Source organism: Thiorhodovibrio frisius, from assembly GCF_033954835.1.
Lineage (GTDB): Bacteria > Pseudomonadota > Gammaproteobacteria > Chromatiales > Chromatiaceae > Thiorhodovibrio > Thiorhodovibrio frisius.
This window is the reverse complement of record NZ_CP121471.1, coordinates 1,415,323-1,441,192: the sequence shown is the minus strand read 5'-3', so window position 1 is coordinate 1,441,192 and position 25,870 is coordinate 1,415,323. Positions and strand designations below refer to the sequence as shown.

The window sequence follows — 25,870 nt, the reverse complement described above, 5'->3', positions numbered from 1 at the left end:
AACCGCCAACAGGCGACTGCTTCATGTGGGACGTCAGCAACAAACCAGGCCGAGGTTTTCCCTCCGGCCTGGTGCATTAAGGTTGCCGGGTTCATGACGGTTGTGCCGCCTCCTCTAATCGAGCAAGAGCGCAGCAAGCTGACGAAGGCTGTCGGTATTGCCTGCTTGGGCCTCCATGAAGCTTTCGCCCTTCAGCCCGGCAGCCGCCTCGGCGGCGGACGCGGCACTGGTCAGCTTCGGGGGGCTATCGCCGCTTGTCGTTGCCAGCTTGGACAGTTGCGCTGAAATTTTGACCAGCGACTCTTCCTGCTCCGCCTTTGGCGCTTCCGCCGGGACCGCAGTGGTCGCGGAACCCGTCGGTTTTTCGGCACTTTCGGCCTGCTGCTTGATGGTATTCAAATTCCGGGGCATCGGACCGGACAAGTGGGCTTGATTGAGTTCTAACACGTGCGTTCTCCTGTTTAGATTGTGGTGACACGAGGACTGGGTTTATTCGCCAAAGCAAGGGATTAACCATGCTCGGACATTGGCGAAATCCCGACTAAAAGCGCGGCATGCGCCGCGCGCCTAAAAAACCCTGGCGGGATGTTCGTGTCGGCACCCGCGCCAGTTGGTGAAAATTGACTGGCCAATTCGCGCCTCGGCGGCAAGATTGACAGCATCTGTTGTGCCATCGCGTTAGCCGCCTAGCAATTGCAGCGCCTGCTGCGGCAGCGCATTGGCCTGGGTCAAGACCGAGATACCAGACTGTTGCAAGATCTGGACCCGAGTCAGCTCGGCGGTCTCTGCGGCAAAGTCGGCATCACGAATTCGAGAGCGGGCGGCGGACATGCTTTCGTGTCCTACTCGAAGGTTATCGATGGTGGTTTCGAAACGTCTTTGCACCGCCCCCATTTCTGCACGCAAGGAGTTAATCTGGTTTAAAGCGCCGTCAACAATCCCCATCGCTCTGGAGGCTTCTTGTCGCGTCAGAATACTGATGCCCGGGGGGCTCGTTGCAGTCAAGGTATCGAGCGCTTGAGGATCTGCAACGATAGCTGGTGAAAACAAATTCTTTGGTGTATCAGGGTTTCCCTCGTCATCAACGAGAGGACCTGATACTACCAAACCTCCAACCTGGAAAAGTGGGGCCGGCGGATCAGTCGTAAGATCAAACGGGTTAAAATTACTCGTGACAACAATACCGGTCGTTCCGTCATTGTTTGTTCGCAAGAACGCTTTTACTCCTGCTTTGGCCCATGCCTTACCATCCTCAGTTCCCGAGTCGATTTTTATCTGTATTTCTTTGTTTATCTCCGCAACCATATCTTCCAAACTATTAGCATCGCCAGCATGGGTAATAGTAAGTGCGCCTTCAGTCGCCAGTGGACCCAATGGGGTTAGCGCAAATCCAGATATTTTAATGCTTAAATCATCTTGCATTTGTTCCATCTGGGCTGCCGTCAAACCTTCGGCAGGGTTAAAAACCGCTTCTTGATTTCCAAGTCTTCGCGGGCGCGAATCCATATTCGTGATCGAAATCATTTGCCCTTGATTGGGGCCGATCTGGAAAAACGAATCGCCTTTAGAGCCATCTAATATCGCCTCGCCATTAAATTCACTGTTTAAGGCAACACGTCGAACTTCACTAATTAGTTGCTGAACCTCCTCATCAAGCGCTTTGCGATCACTTGCCGAGTTTGTTCCATTAGCTGCTTGCACAGCGAGCTCACGAATCCTTTGCAAATTCGTGCCAACTGTGCTTAACGCCGCCTCGGCTGTCTGCGACAACGAGATCCCGTCATTTGCATTTCGGGTCGCCTGACTCAGTCCCTTGATTTGTGTTGTAAAGCGTTCGCTGATGGCCAGACCAGCGGCATCGTCCTTGGCGCTGTTGATTCGCAAACCAGTGGACAGACGCTCCAAGGTTGTCGCGAGCCCCTTTTGACTGACGGCGAGATTGCGCTGAGCATTCAGCGACGGAATGTTGGTGTTGATGATTTGTGCCACGGTTGCTCTCCTGTCGGCTGCTTGACGCGCCTATCGTCCTTTCGGGACAGGGTCAGGGCCATCGCCGGCCGCGCGTTATTCAAGAATCAGGCGCAGGGGACCATCCCTCTGCACACAAACCACCGGACGCCCGCAGCCGATTCTGACAGTGCCAATCTGGCTGCTTGCCCGGTGCTGCCTCTAGCGACAGTCACCGGACGCATGGCGGTTTGTTTGCCTATAAGCGAGAGCCGTGCCACATTTATTTTTTAATTTACAAACAACAACTTACTTAACTAAAAACCTCCTTTACCCTTGTCTCGAAGAATCTTTGGACAGGAGTCAAACCACTTTTTCGTCAATTTATCGACGCATCGGAATTCTCGCCGACGTTTCAGCTTTTGCTGTTGGCGAAAATCCGCGCCACGCGGTGCCGCACCACCTTTCGCCACACGGTTAAAACCCTTCTGCCATGCGCCTTCGCGACCAGACGGCAAGAAGATGCCGCGGCGGCGACATTTTTCCGTCACATGCACGAATCGATGAGAAACAGGCGGGAATACCGGCCCGTTGCGAGCCTGGTCGTGGAAACGGCGGGGGCTAAGCTTAGTCGGCGGCGCACTGGCGCTCGATGCCGGCGCGCCAGTCTTCGACGAATAGCTCAATGGACTCGATAAAGTCCGGCTCGTGCTCGCTGCGGTTGATGGTGCAGTGCACCAGCACACCGGGGCTGGGGGAGCCCGGCGGGTCGCAGGTCAGGGTCCAGGCCAGGGCGTTGGGGCAGCCTGGCAGGGTAAATCGCAGCCCGTCGCGGATGGGCTCGCGCTGGACGCGGAACTGGCCCCAGAGGCAGTAGATTTCGCCTTGCTCGCCGTCCCACCAGAGCACTTTGTCGATGGCATCGCACCAGGCCGCGAGTTCGGGGCCGATCAGGCGTTGCTGAAGTGTCTCGGGCGTCAGCGGGCAGTTGGCTTTGGCAAAGAATTCCATGCTCAGCCGAAGACGCCGGCAATCTGACGCTGCGCCTGTTCGGCCGCGAGGCGCGGGTCGGCAGCGTCGCGGATGGGGCGACCGATGACGACATAATCCGCGCCATTGCGAAAGGCCTGCTCGATATCGACAGTGCGCTTCTGGTCGTCGACTGGGCGATTGTCGACCGGGCGAATGCCGGGGGTAACGACCAGAAAGTTCTCGCCCAGGTCGGCGCGCAGGCGCGGTGCTTCGAGCCCGGAGGAAATCACTCCGTCGCAGCCGAGTCGCAGGGCTTTCCGAGCGCGAGAGAGCACCAATTCCTCGACATCGCAGGCAAAGCCGAGGGAGTCCAGGTCGGAGCGGTCGAGGCTGGTCAGCACGGTGACGGCGAGGATTTTGACCTCGCCTTTCTCGCGCGCGGCGGCCTCGAGCATGGTGTCGTTGCCATGCACGGTGGCGAAATCGACTTCGCGATCCCGCAGCCGCCGCACCGCACGCCCGACCGTCTCTGGCACGTCGAAGAATTTGAGATCGCAAAACACCCGTTTATCCTGGGCGCGCAACCATTCGACCAGCTCGAAGTAGCCACCGGCCATGAACAGCTCGAGCCCCACTTTGTAGAAACGACAGGCGGGACCGATGCCACGGACCAGATCCTTGGCTGCATCGGCATCTGGCAGGTCAAGGGCGACGATGAGGCGCTCATCGACGGGGATGGCTTTGGTGGAGAGAGAATCTTGAGTCATTGGGTCAGTTTGTTCTCAGGGCTTGCGGCGGACGGATGGTGCAGGGATTCTACCCCAGCCCCCGCAGCGCGCGCTCGAGCCGCTGCCAGGCCTGCTCATCGCCAGGCAGGCCAAAGCGCAGGCTTGGGGGCTCGCGGAACAGGCGGGTTAGGATGCCCTGCCCCGCAAGCTGGACCCAGATCGCCTCCGCCCGATCATCGCACACCCAGGAAAACAGCGCACAGCCGCCAGCCGGCGGGAGACCATGACGACTGAGCAAGTCAGACAACCGCTGCCCGGCTGCAACCAGTGCAGCGCGCGTTTGCAGCTGCCAGTCCTGATCGCACAGTGCCTGAGTCGCCACCCAGCGCGCCGGGCCGGTGAGCGTCCAAGGGCCAAGGCGCCGGCGCAATCGCGCCAGCAAGTCCGGCTCGGCCAGCACAAAGCCAACGCGGGCGCCGGCGAGCCCGAAAAACTTGCCCAGCGAGCGCAGCACCATCAACCCAGGCTGCGGACAGCAGGCAGCCAGACTGTGCTCCGGTGTGACGTCCATGAAGGCCTCATCGACAATCAGCCAACCGCCGCGCTCGGCCAGACGGCGACGCCAGTCAAGCAACTGCTCGTGGGAGAAGCGCAGGCCGGTTGGATTATTGGGCTGGACTAGAATCAGCACATCGCTGCCATCGACCAGTTCATCGACGCGCGGCGCGAGGGCTTGCCGACCACAGAGGGCATCGACACCGGTCACCTGATGACCACCCGCGCGCCAGGCGGCAGCGTGCTCGGCATAGGCAGGTGCCAGCAGCGCGACCCGCGATGGCCCGCGCAGCCAAGGCAGCGCCTGAATGGCGGCCTGGGAGCCGGCAACGGGCAGCAGCGCATCGCAGCCGTAGTAATCCAGCGCGGCGGTCTCCAGCCCGTCGTTGTCCTCAGGGAGCCGCTGCCAGGACGACGCAGGCACCGGCGGCACCGGCCAGCCGCTTGGGTTAATGCCGGTGGACAGGTCCAGCCAGTCGGCGCGCGCGATGCCAAAGCGCGCTGCGGCTTCTTGCAAGCGCCCACCGTGCGCCAGTGCATCGCCCTCCCCGCTATGGCATGAGTCAACAAAGCCTTGTGTCATCCGCGCAGTATGCACCGCGCGCGCATCGACTCACCAGCGGCGCTGATCTGACTGGCCCCAGGTCGGGCGGGGGCCCGGGCAGCTCAGCGCAGACCAAGGCGGCGGGCCGCAAAGGTTTGACAGCCCGTAGCGAATTTGCTGCTATACCCGGTCAAGTTAGCGGAACCGCTCTTGGTTCAATCCTGCGGAGATCAGCATGCGCATTTTGTTCATTCATCCCAACTACAGCGCCGGTGCCGCCGACATCGCCGGCAACTGGTCGCCGGCCTGGGTTGCCTATATTGCAGGCTATCTGAAATCGGGTGGCTATCAAGATTACCAGTTCATCGATGGCCTGGTGGACAAGCTCGACGACGAGCAGATGCGCGCGGCCATCCGCGCGGCCCAGCCGGACATCATCGCCACCACGGCCATGACGCCCATGATCTACGCCGCCCAGCGCGTGCTGCAGATCGCCAAAGAAGAGCATCCGAACGCCATCACCGTGCTCGGCGGCATCCACGGCACCTTTATGTACAACCAGGTGCTGGACGAGGCGCCCTGGATCGATGTCATCGTGCGCGGCGAGGGCGAGGCCGTCACCCTGAATCTGGTGCGCTGCATCGACGAAGGCCGTTGGCCGGCCGAGCGCGAGTCCGTGCGCGGCATCGCCTTCCTCGACGAGAACGGCAAGGTCATCGCCCCCGAGGCCGAGCCATCCATCAGTGACGTGGATGCGATCTGGCCGGACTGGGGCATCCTGGAGTGGAAAAAGTACATCTACATCCCGCTCGGCGTGCCGGTCGCCACCCCGAACATGGCGCGCGGCTGTCCCTTCACCTGTAGCTTCTGCTCGCAGTGGAAGTTCTGGCGCGACTATCGCGTGCGCAACCCCAAGCGCATGGTCGATGAGATCGAGGAGCTGGTGAAGGTCCACGGGGTGGGATTCTTCATCCTGGCCGACGAAGAACCCCAGATCAACAAGAAGATGTTCGTTGACTTCTGTCAGGAACTCATCGACCGCGATCTGGGCATCCACTGGGGCATCAACACCCGCGTCACCGACGTGATGCGCGACGAGGATCTGCTGCCCTTCTACCGCAAGGCCGGTCTGGTGCATGTGTCGCTCGGCACCGAAGCCGCCGCGCAGCTCAATCTGGATCGCTTCGTCAAGGAGACCACGATCGAGCAGAACAAGCGCGCGGTGCGGCTGTTGCAGGAAAACGGCATCGTCACCGAGGCGCAGTTCATCGTCGGTCTGGAGAACGAGACCCGCGAGACCCTGGAAGAAACCTATAACATGGTCATGGACTGGGGCGCGGACATGGCCAACTGGTCAATGTACACCCCCTGGCCATTCTCGGACATGTTCACCGAGATGGGCGACAAGGTCGAGGTGTTCGACTACTCCAAGTACAACTTCGTCTCGCCGATCATGAAGCCCGACAACATCGACCGCGCCGAGCTGCTCGACGGCGTCATGGCCAACTACCGGCGCTTCTACATGAAGCGGATGTTCTTCCAATATCCTTGGGTGCGCGACCCCTTCCGTCGCAAGTATCTGATCGGCTGCATCAAGGCGTTCCTCAAGAGCGCCATGGAGCGTCGCTTCTATCAGCTCGGCAAGCAGAACTACTGGGGGCCGATGTTCAAGAAGCTCATCAAGTTCGATTACGACAAGAACAAGACGAAGATCGTCGAGCCCGACCACAATGCCTGGAAAAAGGCCCCGCCAGCCAAGCGTCCGGGTAGCGCCCCCGCAGGCACACCGGCACCGACGATTTCTGGCGCCATGCCCAAAGCCTGCGGCGGCGGCAATCAGCAGCTTGAAGACATCAGCGACCTGCCCCCAGGTACCGCCAAATGCCAGCCCGGCGGCTGCGGCGGCACCGGCCCGCGCCCGGAGCCAAGCAGCGCCCAGGTCGCCATGCCGACACCGCCGCCTGCGGCCAGCAAGCCGGAGCGGGTGCCCGAGGAGGCTTGATCGATTCTGGCGCCTGATCGATCCTGATAGATGGTCTTGGTCAGGGAGTGACCTCTATGCACATTAAACACCACGGCGCCATCAATGGCGTGACTGGCTCCTGCCACGAGCTGGGGTTGGAAGACGGCAGCTCGCTGCTGATCGACTGCGGACTGTTTCAAGGCGCGGAGGCCGGAGCAGATGGCGCCGGCGCCGCGCATCTTGAGATCGGCTTCGATGTCGCACCCGTTCGCGCCCTGGTGCTGACACATGTGCACATCGACCACTGCGGTCGCCTACCCTATCTGCTCGCCGCAGGCTATCGCGGCCCCATCCTGTGCAGCCCGGCATCAAGTGAGCTGCTGCCGTTGGTGCTCGAAGATGCGCTCGAGATCGGCGTCACCCGCAACCGCAAGCTGATCGAACAAGTGCTGGCGGTGGTCAAGGAGCGCACCATCGCCCTGCCCTATGGCCAATGGCATCAGGTCACCGACAAGCTGCGAATCCGCCTGCAACCGGCTGGGCATATTCTTGGCTCGGCCTATGTGGAGTGCGATGTCCATGACTCCGATAAAGGCATGCGCTCGGCCATGGACGGGAGTGGCGACAAGTCCGGGAGGCGTGTGGTTTTCTCCGGCGATCTGGGCGCACCCGACACGCCGCTGCTGCCCGGCCCACAGCCACCCGAGCGCGCCGATGTGTTGGTGCTGGAGAGCACCTATGGCGATCACAACCACCAGGACTGCTCCGCCCGCGTCGAGCGCCTGCGCGCGGCCATCGAGCATGCCTTGGCCGACGGCGGCACCGTGCTCATCCCCGCCTTCAGCATCGGCCGCACCCAGGAACTGCTTTATGAGCTGGAAGAGCTGTTTCACCAGCTAGGCGAGACAGCGGCCACCTGGCGCGACTTACAAATCGTCTTGGACTCGCCTCTGGCCGCCGACTTCACCCGCGGCTACCAGCGCCTGCGCAAGCACTGGGATGCGGAGGCCAAGTCGCGCATTCGCCAAGGCCGCCACCCGCTGGCGTTCGAGCAGCTGATCACCGTCGATACCCACGACGCCCACCAGCGCATGGTCAACTACCTCGCCCACAGCCGCCAACCAGCCGTGGTCATCGCCGCCAGCGGCATGTGCGCCGGCGGGCGCATGGTCAATTACCTCAAAGCCATGCTCGGCGACCCCCGCCATGACGTTCTTTTTGTCGGCTACCAGGCCGCCGGCACCCCGGGACGCGACATCCAGCGCTATGGCCCACGCGGCGGCTATGTGATGCTTGATGGCGAGCGCCACGACATCCGCGCGCAGATTCACGCCATCGGCGGCTACTCCGCACATGCCGATCAGCGCAATCTGATCGATTTCGTCAAGGACATTCCGGCGCCGCCGCAGGAAATCCGCCTGGTCCATGGCGACACCGACGCCAAGGCGGCGCTGCGCGATGCGTTGCGGCAGGAATTGCCGACCGGCTCGACGCAAGTGCTGATCCCAGGGCGCGAAAGGTAACATCCCGGAGTTGCCTGGAGTCCAGGCATCCGGCCACCGTCTTGAACTGAACCCAAAGGGACGAAACTTCCGGGCCGGCAACGCACCAGCCGCGTTAGTCCAGGGTTTCAACCTCGAAGCCCACCACTGCGCGCTGCTCGGCGCTGAATTCCACACCGATGAGATGAACTGGCTGGCCTCGGCCGCGATATGCGTCGGCATAGCCTTTTTCTTTGAGTTGCGCCATGGCCGCGCCCTCGCCACTGTGCTCGATGACCTTGAATTCGATCAGGTAAATCTGACCATTGAACTTGACCGCCAAATCCAGCCGACCAGCGTTGCTGCTTTCTTCCGGCGTCAAGTCAAGCCCCAGGCTGGCAAAATAGGCATAGAAGACGCTGGCGTAGTAACCCTCATATTGAGCGATCGGGTTGTTGCGATACCAGTCGTGCGGAATGCTGGCGAAGAAAGCCGTAAAGAGCTGTTCCAGACCGCTGAAGTCATTGGCAAGCAACAGATCGTAGAGACGAGAGCTGTGTTCGGCCACTGCGGAACTGCGCGCGCTCAGCGCATCGAGCAGAGCACCATTAAGACTGGCGCGCACTTCCAAATTGGGATATCGCAGCCGGTATTCCGTCGTGGCACCGCGTTCGCGCATGCTATCGATGGTCAAGTAACCGGTCTGAAAGAGCAGCGCCTCAGTGGCGATGTAGTCGACGTCGAAGGCTGACAGCAGCCGGTCATTGGCAATCAGCCGGCCGAGTTTCGGCGCAAATGTCTGACGGGCGGTCAGCACTTCGATCAAAAAGCTTGGCGTGGCAGTTTCGAACCACCAGGGTCGAAACAACCGGCTGTCAAAGAGCAGCAACACGTCGAAGGGGTTATAAACGGCATCACCAGTCCAGTTGTAGCCGTTGTACCAGGCGCGAATCTTTTCCCGATCCAGACCTTCCAACTCGGGGCCGAAGACCTCGTCCATATCCTTTTCGGTGTAGCCACAGAGCGCGGAGTAACGCGAGTCGACTGTGATGTCCTTCAGGTTGTTCAACCCCGAAAACAAGCTCACCTTGCTGAATTTGCTTACCCCGGTCAGAAAAACAAAGCGCAGATGAGCATCAGAGTCCTTAATGACTGAATACAGATCGCGCAGCCCATCGCGCATGGCCCGCGCGGTTTCTTTGTCCCCGAGATTATCCAGAATGGGCTTGTCGTATTCGTCCACCAGGACCACAACCTTTTCCCCGTAAGCAGTCGCGGCGCTTTTGATTAACTGCTGGAGACGGCCAGATGGGCTGCGGTGCGTGGCGCTCAGACCGAGACGTTCGAGGTTGTCCGTGAGCAATTCGTCGATCTTTTCCTCGAGCTTGGCGCGGCTACGCAACACCCCACCGCCGAAACTCAGCCGAATGACCGGATGACGCCGACTCCAGTCCCATTGGTTTTCCGCCACGAGCCCGTTGAAGAATTCCCTGTTACCACTGAACAATTCCGCCAAGGTATCGAGAAACAACGACTTGCCAAAACGGCGCGGACGGGAGAGAAAATAATGGCTACCTTCGTCGATCAGACGCAGGGCGAAGCCGGTCTTGTCGACATAGTAGTAATCGTCTTCGCGCATCGTGGCGAAGGTCTGAACACCAATTGGAAGCTTCTTGCGCGACATCTTCGGACCTGTGGCGAGTGAATATGTTCTGAAATCTTCTCTGGATGTGGTCGCAATCGACAGGTAAGTCCAGCAAGGCACAGCCCGCAAGGCGCTAATTCAGCGTCTCGACCTCGAGCTCCACCACTGCACGTTGTTCGGCGCTAAATTCCACCCCAATCAGATGAATCGGCTGCCCTTGGTTGCGGTATTTTTCCGCATAGCCCTTGGCCTTGAGCTGCGCCATGGCCGCGCCCTCGCCGCTGTGCTCGACCAACTTGAAGTCGATCAGATAAATCTGGCCGTTGAACTTGACGGTCAAATCCAGCCGACCGGCGTTGCTGCTCTCCTCTGGCGTCAGGTCAAATCCCAAGCTGGCGAAATAAGCATAGAAGACGCTGGCGTAGTAACCCTCGTATTGGGCGATCGGGTTGTTGCGATACCAGTCGTGCGGAATGCTGGCGAAAAAGGCGGTGAAGAGGTCTTTCAAACCACTGAAATCATTCGCTTCGAGCAGGTCGTAGAGGCGTGCGGCCTGACTTGGCGTGTCTGACGCACGACCGCGCAGCTGATGCAGCAAGGCATTGTTCAGACTGGAGCGAACTTCCAGATTTGGGTAGCGCAAGACATACTGAGTCACCGCTCCGTGCTGGCGCATGTGATCGATCGTCAAATAGCCGGTCTGGAACAGCAAAGCCTCCGTGGCGATATAGTCGACATCGAAGGTCGAAAGAAGCTGTTCATCCGTCAACAGGCGTTCCAAACTGGGTGCGAACGTATGCCGCCCGGCCAGCACCTCGATCAAGAAAGTCGGCGTGGCGGTCTCGAACCACCAGGAGCGAAATTGCCGGCTGTCGAATAGCAGCAGCACGTCAAAGGGGTTGTAAACGGCATCGCCGGTCCAGTTGTAGCCGTTATACCAGGCGCGAATCTGTTCGCGGTCCAGACCTTCCAACTCGGGAGCAAAGACTTGGTCCAGATCGTTCTCGGTATAGCCGCAGAGCGCCGAGTAACGTTCATCGACGGTGATGTCCTTGAGGTTATTAAGCCCCGAGAACAAGCTGACCTTGCTAAATTTGCTCACCCCGGTGAGGAAGACAAAGCGCAGATGGGCATCGGAGTCCTTGATTACGGAGTAGAGATCGCGCAGTCCATCGCGCATGGCCCGCGCGGTTTCCTTGTCCCCGAGATTATCCAGAATCGGCTTGTCGTATTCGTCAACCAACACCACCGCCGGCGCTCCAGCCTGGACCTTGGCTTCCCGAATCAGCTCCGCAAAGCAGCCCTGCGCAGTTGGCTCAGAGCAGCGGATACCCAGCGCCTTTTGATTGACGCGCAACTGCTCCCAAATCTTTTCCTCCAGCGCGGCTGGCTCGCGAGCGACTCCGGCGCCGAAACTCAGCCGAATCACCGGATGGCGCCGGTCCCAGTTCCATTTGTGCTCCGCCTTAAGGCCAGCGAACAGCTCCCTATTGCCACTGAGAAGCTCCGCCAGAGTATCCAGAAACAACGACTTGCCAAAACGGCGCGGGCGGGACAGAAAATAATGACTACCTTCCTCGATCAGCCGCAGCGCGAAGCCGGTCTTGTCGACATAGTAGTAATCGTCTTCGCGAATCTTGGCGAAGGTCTGAACACCGATTGGAAGCTTCTTGCGCGACATAGGCGGACCTGAGGCGAGTGGCCGTTATCTCTGCTTGCGGTCGCAGTCTAGCAGGCTGGCCGGGTTTTGCCCTGGGCCAGACCACACGTCAACTCAGCGTCTCGACCTCGAAGCCCACTACCGCGCGCTGTTCGGCGCTGAATTCCACCCCGATCAGATGAGTCAACTGGCCCTGGCTACGGTATTTATCGGCATAGCCCTTTGCCTTGAGCTGCGCCATGGCCGCGCCTTCGCCACTGTGCTCGACCACCTTGAATTCGATCAGGTAAATCTGACCATTGAACTTGACCGCCAAATCCAGCCTACCAGCATTGCTGCTCTCTTCTGGCGTCAGATCAAGCCCCAGGCTGGCAAAGTAGGCATAGAAAACGCTGGCATAGTAGCCCTCGTATTGGGAAATCGGGTTGTTGCGATACCAGTCGTGCGGAATGCTGGCATAGAAGGCAGTGATGAGGTCTTTCAAGCCGTCAAAGTCATTGGCCAGCAGCAGGTCGCCCAGGCGGGTCTTGTTGGCCAGGGTTGTCTGCCCGTCGGCGGTCCAGGCGCGTAGCAGGCTGTTGTTGAGGCTTTGGTAGACCTCGCGGTTGGGATAGCGCAGCCGATAGCGATATTCGCCAAAGACAAATTCTTGGCTGTCGATCGTCAGATAACCGGTCTGCCACAGCAGTGCCTCTGTGCTGATATGGCCGACATCGAAAGCGGAGAGCAGTTCGCTATCGGCGCGCAAGTCACCGAGTGCCGGCAGCCAGGTGTGTCTGTCCTTCAAGACATCGATGAGAAACGTTGGCGTGGCGGTCTCAAACCACCAGGGGCGGAACAACCGGCTGTCGAATAGCAGCAGCACGTCAAAGGGGTTGTAGACGGCATCGCCGGTCCAGTTGTAGCCGTTATACCAGGCGCGAATCTGTTCGCGGTCCAGACCTGCCAGCTCGGGAGCGAAGACCTGGTCCAAATCCTCTTCGGTATAACCGCACAGCGCGGAGTAACGTTCGTCGACGGTGATGTCTTTAAGGTTGTTGAGCCCCGAGAACAAGCTGACCTTGCTAAATTTGCTCACCCCGGTGAGGAAGACAAAGCGCAGATGGGCATCCGAGTCCTTGATTACGGAGTAGAGATCGCGCAGTCCATCGCGCATGGCCCGCGCGGTTTCCTTGTCCCCGAGATTATCCAGAATCGGCTTATCGTATTCGTCAACCAACACCACCGCCGGCGCTCCAGCCTGGACCTTGGCTTCCCGAATCAGCTCCGCAAAGCAGCCCTGCGCAGTTGGCTCAGAGCAACGGATACCCAGCGCCTTTTGATTGACGCGCAACTGCTCCCAAATCTTCTCCTTCAGATCCGCAGGCTCGCGCGCCACCCCACCGCCGAAACTCAGCCGAATCACCGGATGGCGCAGGTTCCAGTTCCATTTGTGCTCCGCCGCAAGGCCAGTGAATAACTCCTGGTTGCCACTGAGAAGCTCCGCCAGGGTATCGAGAAACAGCGACTTGCCAAAGCGGCGCGGACGGGAAAGGAAATAGTATTTCCCTTCGGAGACCAGCCGAAAGGCGAAGCCCGATTTGTCGACATAGTAATACCCGCCTTCCCGAATCTCGGCGAAGGTCTGAACACCGATTGGAAGCTTTTTGCGCGACATAGGCGAACCTGAGGCGAGTGGCCGTTCTCTCTGGATGCGATCGCAGTCTAGCAGGCTGGCCGGCTTTTGCCCTGGGCCAGACCGCAACTCAATTCAGCGTCTCGACCTCGAACCCCACCACTGCGCGTTGTTCTGCGCTGAATTCCACCCCAATCAGATGAATCGACTGGCCTTGACCAAGATATTTGTCGGCATAACCTTTCGCCTCGAGCTGCGCCATGGCCGCGCCTTCGCCACTGTGCTCGACCAACTTGAATTCGATCAGATAAATCTGGCCGTTGAACTTGACGGTCAAATCCAGCCGACCGGCGTTGCTGCTCTCCTCTGGCGTCAGGTCAAATCCCAAGCTGGCGAAATAAGCATAGAAGACGCTGGCGTAGTAACCCTCATATTGGGCGATCGGGTTGTTGCGATACCAATCGTGCGGAATGCTGGCGAAAAAGGCGGTAAAGAGATCTTTCAAACCACTGAAATCATTCACTTCGAGCAGGTTGTAGAGGCGTGCGGCCTGACTTGGCGTGTCTGACGCGCGACCGCGCAGCTGATGCAGCAAGGCATTGTTCAGACTGGAGCGAACTTCCAGATTTGGGTAGCGCAAGACATACTGAGTCACCGCTCCGTGCTGGCGCATGTGATCGATAGTCAAATAGCCGGTCTGGAACAGCAAAGCCTCCGTGGCAATGTAGTCGACATCGAAGGTCGAAAGAAGCTGTTCGTCCGTCAACAGGCGTTCCAAACTGGGTGCGAACGTATGCCGCCCGGCCAGCACCTCGATCAAGAAAGTCGGCGTGGCGGTCTCGAACCACCAGGAGCGAAATTGCCGGCTGTCGAATAGCAGCAGCACGTCAAAGGGGTTGTAAACGGCATCGCCGGTCCAGTTGTAGCCGTTATACCAGGCGCGAATCTGTTCGCGGTCCAGACCTTCCAACTCGGGAGCAAAGACTTGGTCCAGATCGTTCTCGGTATAGCCGCAGAGCGCCGAGTAACGTTCATCGACGGTGATGTCCTTGAGGTTATTAAGCCCCGAGAACAAGCTGACCTTGCTAAATTTGCTCACCCCGGTCAAAAAGACAAAGCCCACGTGGGCATCCGAGTCCTTGATGACTGAATACAGATCGCGCAGCCCATCGCGCATCGCCCGCGCTGTTTCCATGTCCCCGAGATTATCCAGAATCGGCTTGTCGTATTCGTCCACCAGGACCACAACCTTTTCCCCGTAAGCAGTCGCGGTGCTTTTGATTAACTGCTGTAAACGCCCGGATGGGCTGCGGTGCGTGGCGCTCACGCCTAGGCGTTCGAGGTTGTCCGTGAGCAATTCATCGATCTTTTCATCGAGCCTGGCGCAGCTATGCAGCACCCCACCGCCGAAACTCAGCCGAATCACAGGATGACGCCGACTCCAGTCCCACTTGTGCTCCGCCTCAAGGCCAGTGAACAGCTCCCTATTGCCACTGAGAAGCTCCGCCAGGGTATCCAGAAACAGCGACTTGCCAAAGCGGCGCGGACGGGAGAGAAAATAATGGCTACCGTCCTCAATCAGCCGCAGGGCGAAGCCGGTCTTGTCGACATAGTAGTAATCGTCTTCGCGAATCTTGGCGAAGGTCTGAACACCAATCGGAAGCTTCTTGCGCAACATCAGATTCTTGCCGAACGCCGTGTCAGGTTGCTGAGTCCGTAAAAGGCGCGTCAAAGCATCGAAAAGCTCCGCAACACACCGGCGAGCTTTTCATCCTCCCTCGCCAGTTGCCGCAACACATTTAGCAACCGCGTTGGCAGCGAGCCCTGCTCGTGGCGGAGTTGCAGATCGCGCTCCAAGTCCTGCTCAAGCTCCGCAAGCCGAGCTTCGAGCGGACGCAGCGCGGTGCGCCGATCCCAAACGATATAGCCAAAGAGTGCAACAATGAGCAGAATCAAGGCGGAGAACATCGAGAGCATGACCAACATCTGATCATCAAGGCGCTTTTCGATGGCCGCGAAACGCTGATCGACAGCCGCGAAACGGTGGTCGATGCCCGCTTCCATCGCCTTGAAACGCTGGTCGGTCTGTTCCGCCAGCGCCTTTTGCCCAGCCTCCAGACGCGCGAGCGACTCGATGATCTCGCGATCTGAAATGCGCGGCGCGGTGTCAACGCCATAAGCCCCCAGGCTCATGCCGGCAAGCACGAGGGCGCAAGATATTTGCTGGCAGTGATTCATGTGACCAGTCTCCCGAAGACTCCATGCTTTGATTCTAGCAGCTGAACAGCTCAGCCAAGCCACCGCAACGAAGCCGCTCGGCTTAGCCGGCTAGGGTCTCGACGGCAAACCCCACCACGGCGCGCTGCTCGGCACTGAACTCCACACCGATGAGATGAACTGGCTGGCCTCGGCCACGATATTTGTCGGCGTAGCCTTTGGCCTTGAGCTGCGCCATGGCCGCTCCCTCGCCGCTGTGCTCGACCACCTTGAATTCGATCAGATACACCTGGCTATTGAACTTGACCGCCAAATCCAGCCGCCCGGCGTTGCTGCTCTCTTCCGGCGTCAGATCAAGGCCAAGACTGGCAAAGTAAGCATAGAAGACGCTGGCGTAGTAGCCCTCGTATTGAGAGATCGGGTTGTTGCGATACCAGTCGTGCGGGATGCTGGCGAAGAAAGCCGTAAAGAGCTGTTCCAGACCGCTGAAGTCATTGGCAAGCAACAGATCGTAGAGGCGAGAGCTGTGTTCGGCCACTGCGGAACTGCGCGCGCTCAGCGCATCGAGCAGAGCACCATTAAGACTGGCGCGCACTTCCAAATTGGGATATCGCAGCCGGTATTCCGTCGTTGCACCGCGCTCGCGCATGCTATCGATGGTCAAGTAACCGGTCTGAAAAAGCAGCGCTTCAGTGGCGATGTAGTCGACGTCGAAGGCCGACAGCAACCGATCATTGGCAATGAGTCGATCCAGTTTCGGCGCAAATGTCTGACGCGTGGTTAGCACGTCGATCAGAAAGCTTGGCGTGGCGGTTTCGAACCACCAAGGGCGGAACAACCCGCTGTCGAACAATAACAAGACATCGAACGGGTTATAGACCGCATCCCCGGTCCAGTTATAGCCATTGTACCAGGCGCGAACCCGGTCGCGATCCAGGTCCTTGAGCTCCGGAGCGAAAACCTGGTCCAGATCGTTCTCGGTATAGCCGCAGAGCGCGGAGTAACGCGCATCGACGGTAATATCCTTGAGATTATTGAGCCCCGAGAACAAACTGACCTTACTGAACTTACTGAACTTACTCACTCCGGTGAGGAAGACAAAGCGCAGATGCGCATCCGAATCCTTGATCACGGAGTAGAGATCGCGCAGCCCGTCGCGCATCGCCCGTGCGATTTCAGGATCGTGCAGATTGTCCAGAATCGGCTTGTCGTATTCGTCAACCAGGACCACTGCCGGCGCTCCAGCCTGGACCTTGGCTTCCCGAATCAGCTCCGCAAAGCAGCCCTGCGCAGTTGGCTCCGAGCAGCGGATGCCCAGTGCCTTTTGATTGACACGCAACTGCTCCCAAATCTTTTCCTCCAGCGCGGCTGGCTCGCGAGCGACTCCGGCGCCGAAACTCAGCCGAATCACCGGATGACGCCGGCTCCAGTCCCACTTATGCTCCGCCTCAAGGCCAGCGAAAAGCTCCCTATTGCCACTGAGAAGCTCCGCCAGAGTATCCAGAAACAACGACTTGCCAAAACGGCGCGGGCGGGACAGAAAATAATGACTACCTTCCTCGATCAGCCGCAGCGCGAAGCCGGTCTTGTCGACATAGTAGTAATCGTCTTCGCGAATCTTGGCGAAGGTCTGAACACCGATTGGAAGCTTCTTGCGCGACATAGGCGGACCTGAGGCGAGTGGCCGTTATCTCTGCTTGCGGTCGCAGTCTAGCAGGCTGGCCGGGTTTTGCCCTGGGCCAGACCACACGTCAACTCAGCGTCTCGACCTCGAAGCCCACTACCGCGCGCTGTTCGGCGCTGAATTCCACCCCGATCAGATGAGTCAACTGGCCCTGGCTACGGTATTTATCGGCATAGCCCTTTGCCTTGAGCTGCGCCATGGCCGCGCCTTCGCCACTGTGCTCGACCACCTTGAATTCGATCAGGTAAATCTGACCATTGAACTTGACCGCCAAATCCAGCCTACCAGCATTGCTGCTCTCTTCTGGCGTCAGATCAAGCCCCAGGCTGGCAAAGTAGGCATAGAAAACGCTGGCATAGTAGCCCTCGTATTGGGAAATCGGGTTGTTGCGATACCAGTCGTGCGGAATGCTGGCATAGAAGGCAGTGATGAGGTCTTTCAAGCCGTCAAAGTCATTGGCCAGCAGCAGGTCGCCCAGGCGGGTCTTGTTGGCCAGGGTTGTCTGCCCGTCGGCGGTCCAGGCGCGTAGCAGGCTGTTGTTGAGGCTTTGGTAGACCTCGCGGTTGGGATAGCGCAGCCGATAGCGATATTCGCCAAAGACAAATTCTTGGCTGTCGATCGTCAGATAACCGGTCTGCCACAGCAGTGCCTCTGTGCTGATATGGCCGACATCGAAAGCGGAGAGCAGTTCGCTATCGGCGCGCAAGTCACCGAGTGCCGGCAGCCAGGTGTGTCTGTCCTTCAAGACATCGATGAGAAACGTTGGCGTGGCGGTCTCAAACCACCATGGCCGGAACAGCCGGCTGTCGAATAGCAGCAGCACGTCAAAGGGGTTGTAAACGGCATCGCCGGTCCAGTTGTAGCCGTTATACCAGGCGCGAATCTGTTCGCGGTCCAAACCTGCCAGCTCGGGAGCGAAGACGCCATCCAGATCCTCTTCGGTATAACCGCAGAGCGCAGAGTAGCGCGCATCGACGGTGATATCCTTCAGATTATTCAACCCGGAAAACAAGCTCACCTTGCTAAATTTGCTCACTCCGGTCAGGAAGACAAAGCGCAGGTGGGCATCCGAGTCCTTGATGACCGAATACAGATCGCGCAGCCCATCGCGCATGGCCCGCGCGGCTTCCTTGTCCCCGAGATTATCCAGAATCGGCTTGTCGTATTCGTCCACCAGGACCACAACCTTTTCCCCGTAAGCAGTCGCGGCGCTTTTGATTAACTGCTGCAAACGCCCGGATGGGCTGCGGTGCGTGGCGCTCACGCCCAGGCGGTCGAGGTTGTCCGTGAGCAATTCATCGATCTTTTCATCGAGCTTGGCACGGCTGTGCAGCACCCCACCGCCGAAACTCAGCCGAATCACCGGATGACGCCGACTCCAGTCCCATTTATGCTCCGCCTCAAGGCCAGCGAACAACTCTCGGTTGCCACCCAACAACTCCGCCAGGGTATCCAGAAACAACGACTTGCCAAAACGGCGCGGTCGAGAGAGAAAATAGTATTTCCCTTCGGAGAACAGCCGCAACGCAAAGCCCGTTTTGTCGACATAGTAGTACCCTCCTTCGCGAATCTCGGCGAAGGTCTGGATACCGATGGGCAGCGATAGACGCGTCATGGCTATCCCCTGAAAGTTTGCAACGGCCACCAAACCATATCAGTCAACCAGCTATGGCATCGTATTCCCGATGGGTACCGATGAATTTCACATAGACCGCTTGATAGCAGTAAACAACAGACACCACCAGCCGGTAATCGTTACCCTTGATATTGAACACTAAGCGGCGATTCTTGAGAATTTTCCGGAACACCCCTTCAGGTTGCTGATTCCGATCAAGGCGCGTCAAAGCATCGAAAAGCTCCGCAACACGAGCAGCTCCAGCGCCTTTTGCCCGGCCTCCAGGCGCGCCAGCGATTCGACCTCGGCCTATTGGTGAAACACGTCTTCCAGCGAATCTGCCGTCAATACACCCACCACCCAATCTTCCAGCTGTGAATCTGTCGCTGATGCGAGTTGCTTGTCCACCCAGTCGGGTAAGGCGCCAAACTTCAGGGCAACTTGCTTCCTGAGCATGGTGCCCATGCCGGCGTGATGGCCTTCCCGATGACCTTCACGCTTTGCCTCATTCAGAAAAGAGACCTCATCATGCAGCGCGCGTTCGCGCACGAAGGCGAGGCGGCGGGCTTCTTCATCGGCGCTGAGCACGCGGATGCGGTTCATGGCTTGTTGGACGGGTTCGTGAGCGACAGCGGCCATGGTGAGTTCCTCCTGCCAGTGCTTGAAAAAGGTGATCCAGGCGCGCAGCGGCCCAGGTGGGAGCCCAAGACGATCAGCCTTGTTGAGTTCGATCAGGTTCATTTGCAGGATGTTCCCCAACGAAACCTGGGGCTGGGTTTCATCGCGCATCTCAAAGCGCCAAAGGGCTTGCTGGCGCTCGCTTTCGGTGGAGGTAAAAAGGTCGAAAGCCAGCAGGTGCAGGCCGACCGAGCTGCGAAGTTCCTGGTAGTCTTCCCCAGCCAGCAGCTGACCGCCGAGAGTGCGCGCAAGGTAGAACAGCCCGCGTTTGTGCCAGGCGCCATAACGGCGGACCTGAATCTCGACATTGTAGCAGTGGCCCTCGGCGTCGCGAGCGAGCACATCGAGGATGATGTATTTGCCACTGAGTTCGCTGGGCTCAATGTTGGGATTGAGGATTTTGACCGAGCTAATCGTGGGCAGATCGGGCCGCAGGTCGTTGATCAACGCCACCAGCAGTTCGGGCGCCTCGACAAAAAGGCGTTTGAAGACATAGTCGTTGGTGGGGTCGAGCAGTGTTTGCATGGCCGATTGCCTTGATCGAGGCTGGAGCCGCTAAGCGGTCATGTTACGCCCAGGTGTGAGGCTCGATTCACCTCATGGTTGGCGTTGATGCCTTCATCCATCCGCGCCACCAAGGCGTCATATCATCCTCGGTCTTGATTGGTGACAACGCAGCGGCATCCTTTGGCTACCCCCAACCTGCTGGCGGTATTCGCACACTGTATCGCAACACAAAGTGGACCTAACGATCATGGTAACGACCGCCCCGAAGGATGAGGCTTGTTGTTTCACGTAAAGTGCGTCATCAGCCTAACGAAGGCTACCACAGTCGGGCAGGCAGACCAGATGGCGACCGCTGTCAGTCCCGCGTCGCGAAAGCAAGACCATGGGGGCGCGCTAGCATAACCACCGCTCACCATGGCACACTGGATTCTCGCACAAGCAGTTGTAAGCATCGGCAGCGTCTCACTAGGAATGCCGAATCCACGCGCAAAACCATCCACATTCTGGATTCATTGACAATTGAGGAGCAAAAGCAATGATTAGCGCATTTAGGTTAAATGAGTTGATCACCGCCACCGAATTCTGTCCGAAGTCCCGATGTAACACACTCTTACGACACATTCGCCAAGGAAACGCTGATTATCCAGTTTATAAAAATCAAGGCCTTGACCTATCAGCCACTTAGCACACAACCAAGTCCCCGAAGTCGAATAAATCAGCGTCTCGCTAACAGCTCATTTTTGAAGCCCGCAAACAATGATTAGTCCACTTGCTAAACTTTTTGACTGCTTTCCTGATCTCCATTCCAATCCATCTCGGAGAAACCCGTGAAACACGAATCCGAGTCACCACAAGAAGCCCCCCCCCCAGAATGACCGGGCAAACCCTAAACATCTATTTCGGGAAGCCGCCACTTATCACTCTGCCGGAAAACTCGAAAACGCCGTGGCGCTTTACCACCAAATATTGCGCGAACAACCCAATCATGCCGAGGCCAATCACAATTTGGGAGTGATCGCCGCGGACACTGGCCAGCTCGACACCGCGATTGATTTGTTCCGCGCAGCCGTTCACGCTAATCCAACGGAAGGACACTTCTGGCAAAGTTACGTTGAAACCCTGATAAAACATGGCGACTTTGACGAAGCGAGCGCACAGCTCCTCGCGGCAGAGAAAGCAAGAATCCAAGAAAGCGTTTTAGCGGGTATTCGCGAACAGATCAACAATAACTCCGAAGAACTCTTTCAGTATCACATTCAACTCGCCCAACAACGTTTACCCGGCCCGCCCTACAATCATTGGTTGGAATGGCTACACATCAATTTACAACCCGAAACTTACCTTGAAATTGGCATTGAGACCGGCTCCTCCCTTGCAAAAGCCCGACCACCAACGCGTTGTATTGGTGTTGATCCAGCGCCAATTCTTAACACTTCGATCACAGCCTGGACAAAAATATTCGCTCAAACCAGCGACGACTTCTTTCGCCAAAACACAGTAACCAAATTACTTGACGACTCGCCGATTGATTTCTGCTTTATAGATGGCTATCACAGTTTCGATCAAGCTCTCCGCGATTTCATTCATGTCGAAGCTAGCAGTCACCCCCGCTCGCTGATTCTTTTCCATGACATTTACCCGCTTGACCCGATCACCGCATCGCGCCAGCGTCAAACAAAGTTTTGGGTCGGCGACACCTGGAAAATCGTGCCGCTGCTCAAACAGGAAAGACCCGACCTTGTCATCATGACAATCCCGAGTTTTCCCAGCGGTCTCGCCCTGGTTAGAAATTTGGACCCCACCTCCCGCCACCTATCGGAAAATCTGCAGGGACTAATCGACAAGTGGATCGAAATCGATTACCTAGAATATGCAGCACACCTCCCGCAGATTCTTAGTTTGTCGCAAAATTGCGAGGCTGACATCCAAAACTTTGTCTCTTCGCTAAACGGGTTATAAAACCAGAACGCCATGCCTGTTTTTACGCACAACTGCTCGCTCTAACGGTAACTGTGGTCAGAACTGGAAGTTAAAGAACTCAGTCCCAAAGAGACACATCAATGCCTACAACGCGCCAACTCACGAGTACAAAAGTTTTGATATCGATGGATGCGCCTACATCACAAAACCGACTGCTAGACACTCCGCTCGACATGGCGAACGCACTAGAGAAGGCATTGATATGCCACGAACAAGGAGACCTCCATCAGGCCGTTGACCTGTATAGGGAAGCATTTCCCTTTCTCCCGCTCTCGCAACGCGGCCGTGTCGCCTACCTCTTAGGAACTATCTTGCTCCGCCATGCCGATTACCAAGAAAGTGAGAAATACCTGCGCACGGCCATTGAAGTAAATCCCTCGGTTGCAGACTACCATCGCGCATACGGCCTGTTACTCGAGGAAACCAACCGCACCGATGATGCCTCTCTCGCCTATCAACGAGCTCTCTCCCTAGACCCAACCAACCACTCGTCCGCCTTGAGCTATGCCAACCTGCTCATTGACAAGGGCCAATACGACGATGCTATTAGCATATGTCGCCAAGCAGAAACAACAGGGGAGGATCAAGCGAGACTTCTAAACACTCTCGGAGTCGCCTGCAAACGTACTAACCAAATTGAAAAAGCGATCAAAGCTTTCAGTCAAGCTATTTCACTAAACCCTTTCTACGCGGCTGCCTATATCAACCGCGCCACAGTAAGAAAAGCCCAATCTCGTTGGTGCGCTGCAATCAATGATTTTCGGGCTGCGCTCTCCATTGACCCGGATAACGCCAACGTCCGACTCCAACTTGCGGTATGCCTGAAAAAGCCGGGCCGAATAGAGGATGCCATCACCGAATGTCACCTAGCATTGAAAGCGAGCCAATGCCAGGTTACTGATTTCAGAACAGGGCATCTTATGCTTGCGTCTCTCTACGAGCAGAAAGCCGACTATGCCCGCGCGTTTCGGCATTACAGCATCGCGCGCGAATATCACCAGAAAGACGAAGGCATAAGCCACGACAACGGCTATACTTACATCCGATGGATTCGGTCTCGGATCACACGATCATTCTTTTCAAGCCATGGGTCCACCGCGCATCCAACTAGACGACCAATCTTCGTGGTAGGTATGCCACGCTCCGGTACAAGCCTGGTCGAGCAAATGCTTGACTGCCATCCCCTTGTACATGGCGCGGGTGAACTTGGGTGGATATCCGAAAAAACGGACCTCCTCGTCCAACAGGAGCGGAATGGCGGAACCCGCCTTGAAGATATCCCTGAAAATCAAGTCAAAGCCATCGCGAACGGGTATCTGAATTACCTCGACACATTCGATAACAAAGCCAAACACGTCGTCGACAAAAACTGTCATAATTTTGCTTACTTATGGTTCATCGTTAAACTTTTCCCAAAGGCAACCATTATCCATTGCCGGCGCAACCCGATGGCCACCTGTTGGTCGATTTTCACCAATCCCTTTGAAAATGGCCATGGCTATGCCAATAGTTTTTTAATGCTCGGACGCTATTACAGCGAATACCTCAAGGTCATGAAACATTGGGAGACAGTGCTTCCGTTAAAGATTCATCACGTCGACTACGAATCTCTCGTCCGCGAACCAGAACCTGTGATTAGAGGCTTGCTTACCCACTGCAGTCTCCCTTTTCATTCTGAATGCCTGACCCCCCACTTGAATAAGCGGGAAATCAAAACAGCAAGTGCTGAACAGGTTAGAAAGCCAATATACACAACGAGAATATCCCATTGGCGAAATTACAAAAAATTCCTCACGGACCTAGAAAAGGCATTGAATTCGTGAATCCAAAACACTGTACAAAGCACAATTTGGTTACAACGAAAATGCCCGATCTAGCAAAACGAAACAAAAGCCTATTATCTGAAATATATTCACGTAGTAAACCAATCCGACCACATTGTTCGGTAAGCTGCTTCAAGCGTTTGCGTAAACCAAGCACCGTCACAAAAGCCCGACGAAAGCATCTTCCTTCTCAATTCCCTTGCCAGTTTCTCCTTTTTTTCTCTATCTCTCGCCAATGAAGACGCAATGGACACGTACTCGTTTTCATCCTGAGCTGAAAACTCGGGAATTCCTAGGGCATTCAGAATACTGGTACTGATTCTGCCAGCCCACGTCTTTCCGCGAAGCGTAACAACAGGCACCCCCATCCACAAAGCGTCTGCCGTAGTCGTACCCCCACCATAGGGTGTAGGATCGAGAGCAACATCGATGTGCCGATAGGACTCTAAATATTCCCTCCGACCCAAAGCTGGCTCTAAGCTCAAACGCTCCGCCGCGAGCCCAAAACTCCCAAAACGCGCCAGCATCCGCTTCCTCATTGACAGTTCGGTGAATGACTTATCGCGAAGGACCAATCGACTATCTTTTGACTCATCCAACACCCGTGCCCAAAGTTTAATCGTAGAATCTGAAATCTTTGCGACATTATTGAAACTTCCGAAAGTGATTTCCCTTGCCTTGCCTCCAAGGCGACTGGTATCAATATCCAGCGCGGGTGGCGTGTAGCAAAGATAACAACCCGGAAGCCGGTATATTCTTTCGACAAAGTATTTTTCGCATCCGGCTGGTGTCACGACCCCATCCCCGATCACATAATCCATCGCGCTGAGGCCAGTGGTTCCGAAATACCCAAGCCAGCTGACTTGGACCGGGGACGGGCGCATAGCGAATACAGGCAGACGATTCCCCGCCGAATGCCCCGAGAGATCGACCAGGATATCAATACCATCTGCTCTAATACGATCTGCCACGCTATCATCCGGAAGACCGAGAATATCGACCCAATGCGTTACTTTTCCCGACAGCGCCTCGGTTAGATTATCCCTGACCTCACCGTTATTGTAGACAAATAGCTCAATCTGCTGAAGGTCATGGTGAGCAAACACCTGCTGCAAGAAAAACCCGACGGAGTGACAGCGGAAATCGGCCGACACATAGCCGACACGCAATTTAGCTTGATTTCTTTTATTCTTCGTATAAGGTCCTTCGTTCGCCGCGTAACCAAATTCACGGCCATACTCAAGTGCAGCAGGGAAAATTGCTCTTTGCACGTTCTCTTCCCAGTAGTGCAGGGAAAATAAGCGATTGGAATGTCCAACAGCTAGGTCCGGCTTACGTGCTATCACCCAGTCGTATTCATCCATGGCCTTCTGAGACAATCCGAGATCCTTCAAAATTCCAGCACGATTAAGGCGCGCGGAAATTGAATCCGGATCTCGTGCCAAAGCCGAATCGCACGCTTCAAGCGCTCGATGAAAATACCCCATTTCCTGCAAAGTGGCGCTACGGTTGAGATGCGCCTCAGTAGAGGCAGGATTCAGGTGAATTGCCGAGTCAAGATATCCCAGCGCCTGCTGCAACATTCCTTGACTGCGCAAGAAGTTCCCGTAATTAATCAGCGCCTCAATGCACTTTCCATCAATCTCCAGTGCCAACCGAAACGCCTGCACTGCCTCTTCATTACGCCCGAATACCCTCAGAAGGTTTCCTCGATTATTCTGCGCTTTTGCATATCTCGGATTGATATCAATTGACGCTTCAAAAGCCCGCAGCGCATCTTCGTGCTTACCAAGTTCTTGCAGCAGAACTCCCCGGTTGTAATGGGCAAGAAAGAGGCTTGGGTTTTCAGCGACGGCGTTATCATAGGCCTCCAGTGCCTCCTGATTTCGGCCCATGCCTTTGAGAACAATGCCGCGATTAAGAAATGCCTCGGCAAAATGTGAATTAAAAGTGATTGCCCTACCATATGCTTCAATGGCTTCCGCTGCCCTCCCAATGGCACGAAGAAGGTTCCCCCGATTAAAATGCGAAACCGGATCACTCGGCGATACCCTGATGGCCCAATCGAAGGCTTCGAGCGCTTCATTTGGGCGCCCCAAGGCTTGCAGGATATTACCCCGGTTCACATGATAGCCGCTGACTTCCGGAGCATCCCTCACCAAGCCATCATAAGCCCGAAGAGCAACATTCAAGTCATCTCCGTTTAGAGCCTCAAGTACGGGCGCAAGAATTTCCAGATCGTCTTTATCTGCCATT

General features: G+C 56.8%; 19 protein-coding genes. 4 read left to right on the top strand and 15 right to left on the bottom strand.

All coding sequences use genetic code 11. The features are described from left to right. Positions 1–114: 114 nt before the first annotated feature. The 5 genes from Thiofri_RS06750 to cobD form a co-directional block, all read right to left on the bottom strand. On the bottom strand, positions 115–447 hold the full coding sequence (locus tag Thiofri_RS06750; RefSeq protein WP_009150943.1) for a hypothetical protein: 333 nt from the start codon (positions 445–447) through the stop codon (positions 115–117). 231 nt (positions 448–678) lie between these two features. Beyond that, the gene (locus tag Thiofri_RS06745; protein ID WP_009150942.1) at positions 679–1,989 is read right to left on the bottom strand and encodes a flagellin N-terminal helical domain-containing protein; all 1,311 of its coding nucleotides are present in this window, start codon (positions 1,987–1,989) and stop codon (positions 679–681) included. Between the two features lie 585 nt (positions 1,990–2,574). Continuing rightward, positions 2,575–2,958, bottom strand: a complete 384-nt coding sequence (locus Thiofri_RS06740; RefSeq protein ID WP_009150941.1) for a hypothetical protein — start codon at positions 2,956–2,958, stop codon at positions 2,575–2,577. 2 nt (positions 2,959–2,960) lie between these two features. Further along, positions 2,961–3,686 (bottom strand): orotidine-5'-phosphate decarboxylase, encoded by a 726-nt coding sequence (gene pyrF, locus Thiofri_RS06735; RefSeq protein ID WP_009150940.1) that lies wholly within the window; start codon positions 3,684–3,686, stop codon positions 2,961–2,963. A gap of 49 nt (positions 3,687–3,735) precedes the next feature. Then, positions 3,736–4,785 carry a threonine-phosphate decarboxylase CobD gene (gene cobD, locus Thiofri_RS06730; RefSeq protein WP_009150939.1) on the bottom strand — a complete coding sequence of 350 codons (1,050 nt, stop codon included), beginning with the start codon at positions 4,783–4,785 and terminating at the stop codon, positions 3,736–3,738. Positions 4,786–4,981: 196 nt separating this feature from the next. Here cobD and bchE point away from each other — a divergent pair, with 196 nt between their 5' ends. Both bchE and Thiofri_RS06720 read left to right on the top strand, forming a co-directional pair. Beyond that, positions 4,982–6,748, top strand: coding sequence for a magnesium-protoporphyrin IX monomethyl ester anaerobic oxidative cyclase (bchE, locus tag Thiofri_RS06725; RefSeq protein WP_009150938.1), 1,767 nt, complete (start codon positions 4,982–4,984; stop codon positions 6,746–6,748). A gap of 56 nt (positions 6,749–6,804) precedes the next feature. Continuing rightward, positions 6,805–8,232, top strand: a complete 1,428-nt coding sequence (locus tag Thiofri_RS06720; protein ID WP_009150937.1) for an MBL fold metallo-hydrolase RNA specificity domain-containing protein — start codon at positions 6,805–6,807, stop codon at positions 8,230–8,232. 94 nt (positions 8,233–8,326) lie between these two features. Here the strand turns inward: Thiofri_RS06720 and Thiofri_RS06715 are convergent, their stop codons facing one another. From Thiofri_RS06715 to Thiofri_RS06675, 9 genes are all read right to left on the bottom strand, one after another. Beyond that, on the bottom strand, positions 8,327–9,874 hold the full coding sequence (locus tag Thiofri_RS06715) for an ATP-binding protein (protein WP_009150936.1): 1,548 nt from the start codon (positions 9,872–9,874) through the stop codon (positions 8,327–8,329). A gap of 94 nt (positions 9,875–9,968) precedes the next feature. Further along, positions 9,969–11,516, bottom strand: a complete 1,548-nt coding sequence (locus tag Thiofri_RS06710; protein WP_323706023.1) for an ATP-binding protein — start codon at positions 11,514–11,516, stop codon at positions 9,969–9,971. 88 nt (positions 11,517–11,604) lie between these two features. Then, complete coding sequence (locus tag Thiofri_RS06705; RefSeq protein ID WP_323706022.1) at positions 11,605–13,152, bottom strand: ATP-binding protein; 1,548 nt, start codon at positions 13,150–13,152, stop codon at positions 11,605–11,607. Positions 13,153–13,240: 88 nt separating this feature from the next. Then, positions 13,241–14,788: an ATP-binding protein gene (locus Thiofri_RS06700; protein ID WP_323706229.1), complete on the bottom strand. Its 1,548-nt coding sequence runs from the start codon at positions 14,786–14,788 to the stop codon at positions 13,241–13,243. A gap of 50 nt (positions 14,789–14,838) precedes the next feature. Continuing rightward, positions 14,839–15,348, bottom strand: coding sequence for a hypothetical protein (locus Thiofri_RS06695; RefSeq protein WP_009150935.1), 510 nt, complete (start codon positions 15,346–15,348; stop codon positions 14,839–14,841). 82 nt (positions 15,349–15,430) lie between these two features. Beyond that, positions 15,431–16,990 (bottom strand): ATP-binding protein, encoded by a 1,560-nt coding sequence (locus tag Thiofri_RS06690; RefSeq protein ID WP_009150934.1) that lies wholly within the window; start codon positions 16,988–16,990, stop codon positions 15,431–15,433. An 88-nt stretch (positions 16,991–17,078) separates the two neighbouring features. Then, positions 17,079–18,626 (bottom strand): ATP-binding protein, encoded by a 1,548-nt coding sequence (locus Thiofri_RS06685; RefSeq protein ID WP_009150933.1) that lies wholly within the window; start codon positions 18,624–18,626, stop codon positions 17,079–17,081. Positions 18,627–18,669: 43 nt separating this feature from the next. Further along, positions 18,670–18,819, bottom strand: coding sequence for a type II toxin-antitoxin system HigB family toxin (locus Thiofri_RS06680; protein WP_223296821.1), 150 nt, complete (start codon positions 18,817–18,819; stop codon positions 18,670–18,672). A 116-nt stretch (positions 18,820–18,935) separates the two neighbouring features. Further along, positions 18,936–19,829 carry an Rpn family recombination-promoting nuclease/putative transposase gene (locus Thiofri_RS06675; protein ID WP_009150932.1) on the bottom strand — a complete coding sequence of 298 codons (894 nt, stop codon included), beginning with the start codon at positions 19,827–19,829 and terminating at the stop codon, positions 18,936–18,938. Positions 19,830–20,756: 927 nt separating this feature from the next. Between Thiofri_RS06675 and Thiofri_RS24720 the strand changes: the two genes are divergently transcribed. Both Thiofri_RS24720 and Thiofri_RS06660 read left to right on the top strand, forming a co-directional pair. Further along, positions 20,757–21,770: a class I SAM-dependent methyltransferase gene (locus Thiofri_RS24720; protein ID WP_009150930.1), complete on the top strand. Its 1,014-nt coding sequence runs from the start codon at positions 20,757–20,759 to the stop codon at positions 21,768–21,770. Positions 21,771–21,871: 101 nt separating this feature from the next. Then, entirely contained in the window at positions 21,872–23,614 is a 1,743-nt protein-coding gene (locus Thiofri_RS06660; protein ID WP_009150929.1) for a tetratricopeptide repeat-containing sulfotransferase family protein, read from the top strand. An 89-nt stretch (positions 23,615–23,703) separates the two neighbouring features. Here the strand turns inward: Thiofri_RS06660 and Thiofri_RS06655 are convergent, their stop codons facing one another. Then, positions 23,704–25,869, bottom strand: coding sequence for a tetratricopeptide repeat protein (locus Thiofri_RS06655; protein ID WP_009150928.1), 2,166 nt, complete (start codon positions 25,867–25,869; stop codon positions 23,704–23,706). Position 25,870 lies beyond the last annotated feature (1 nt).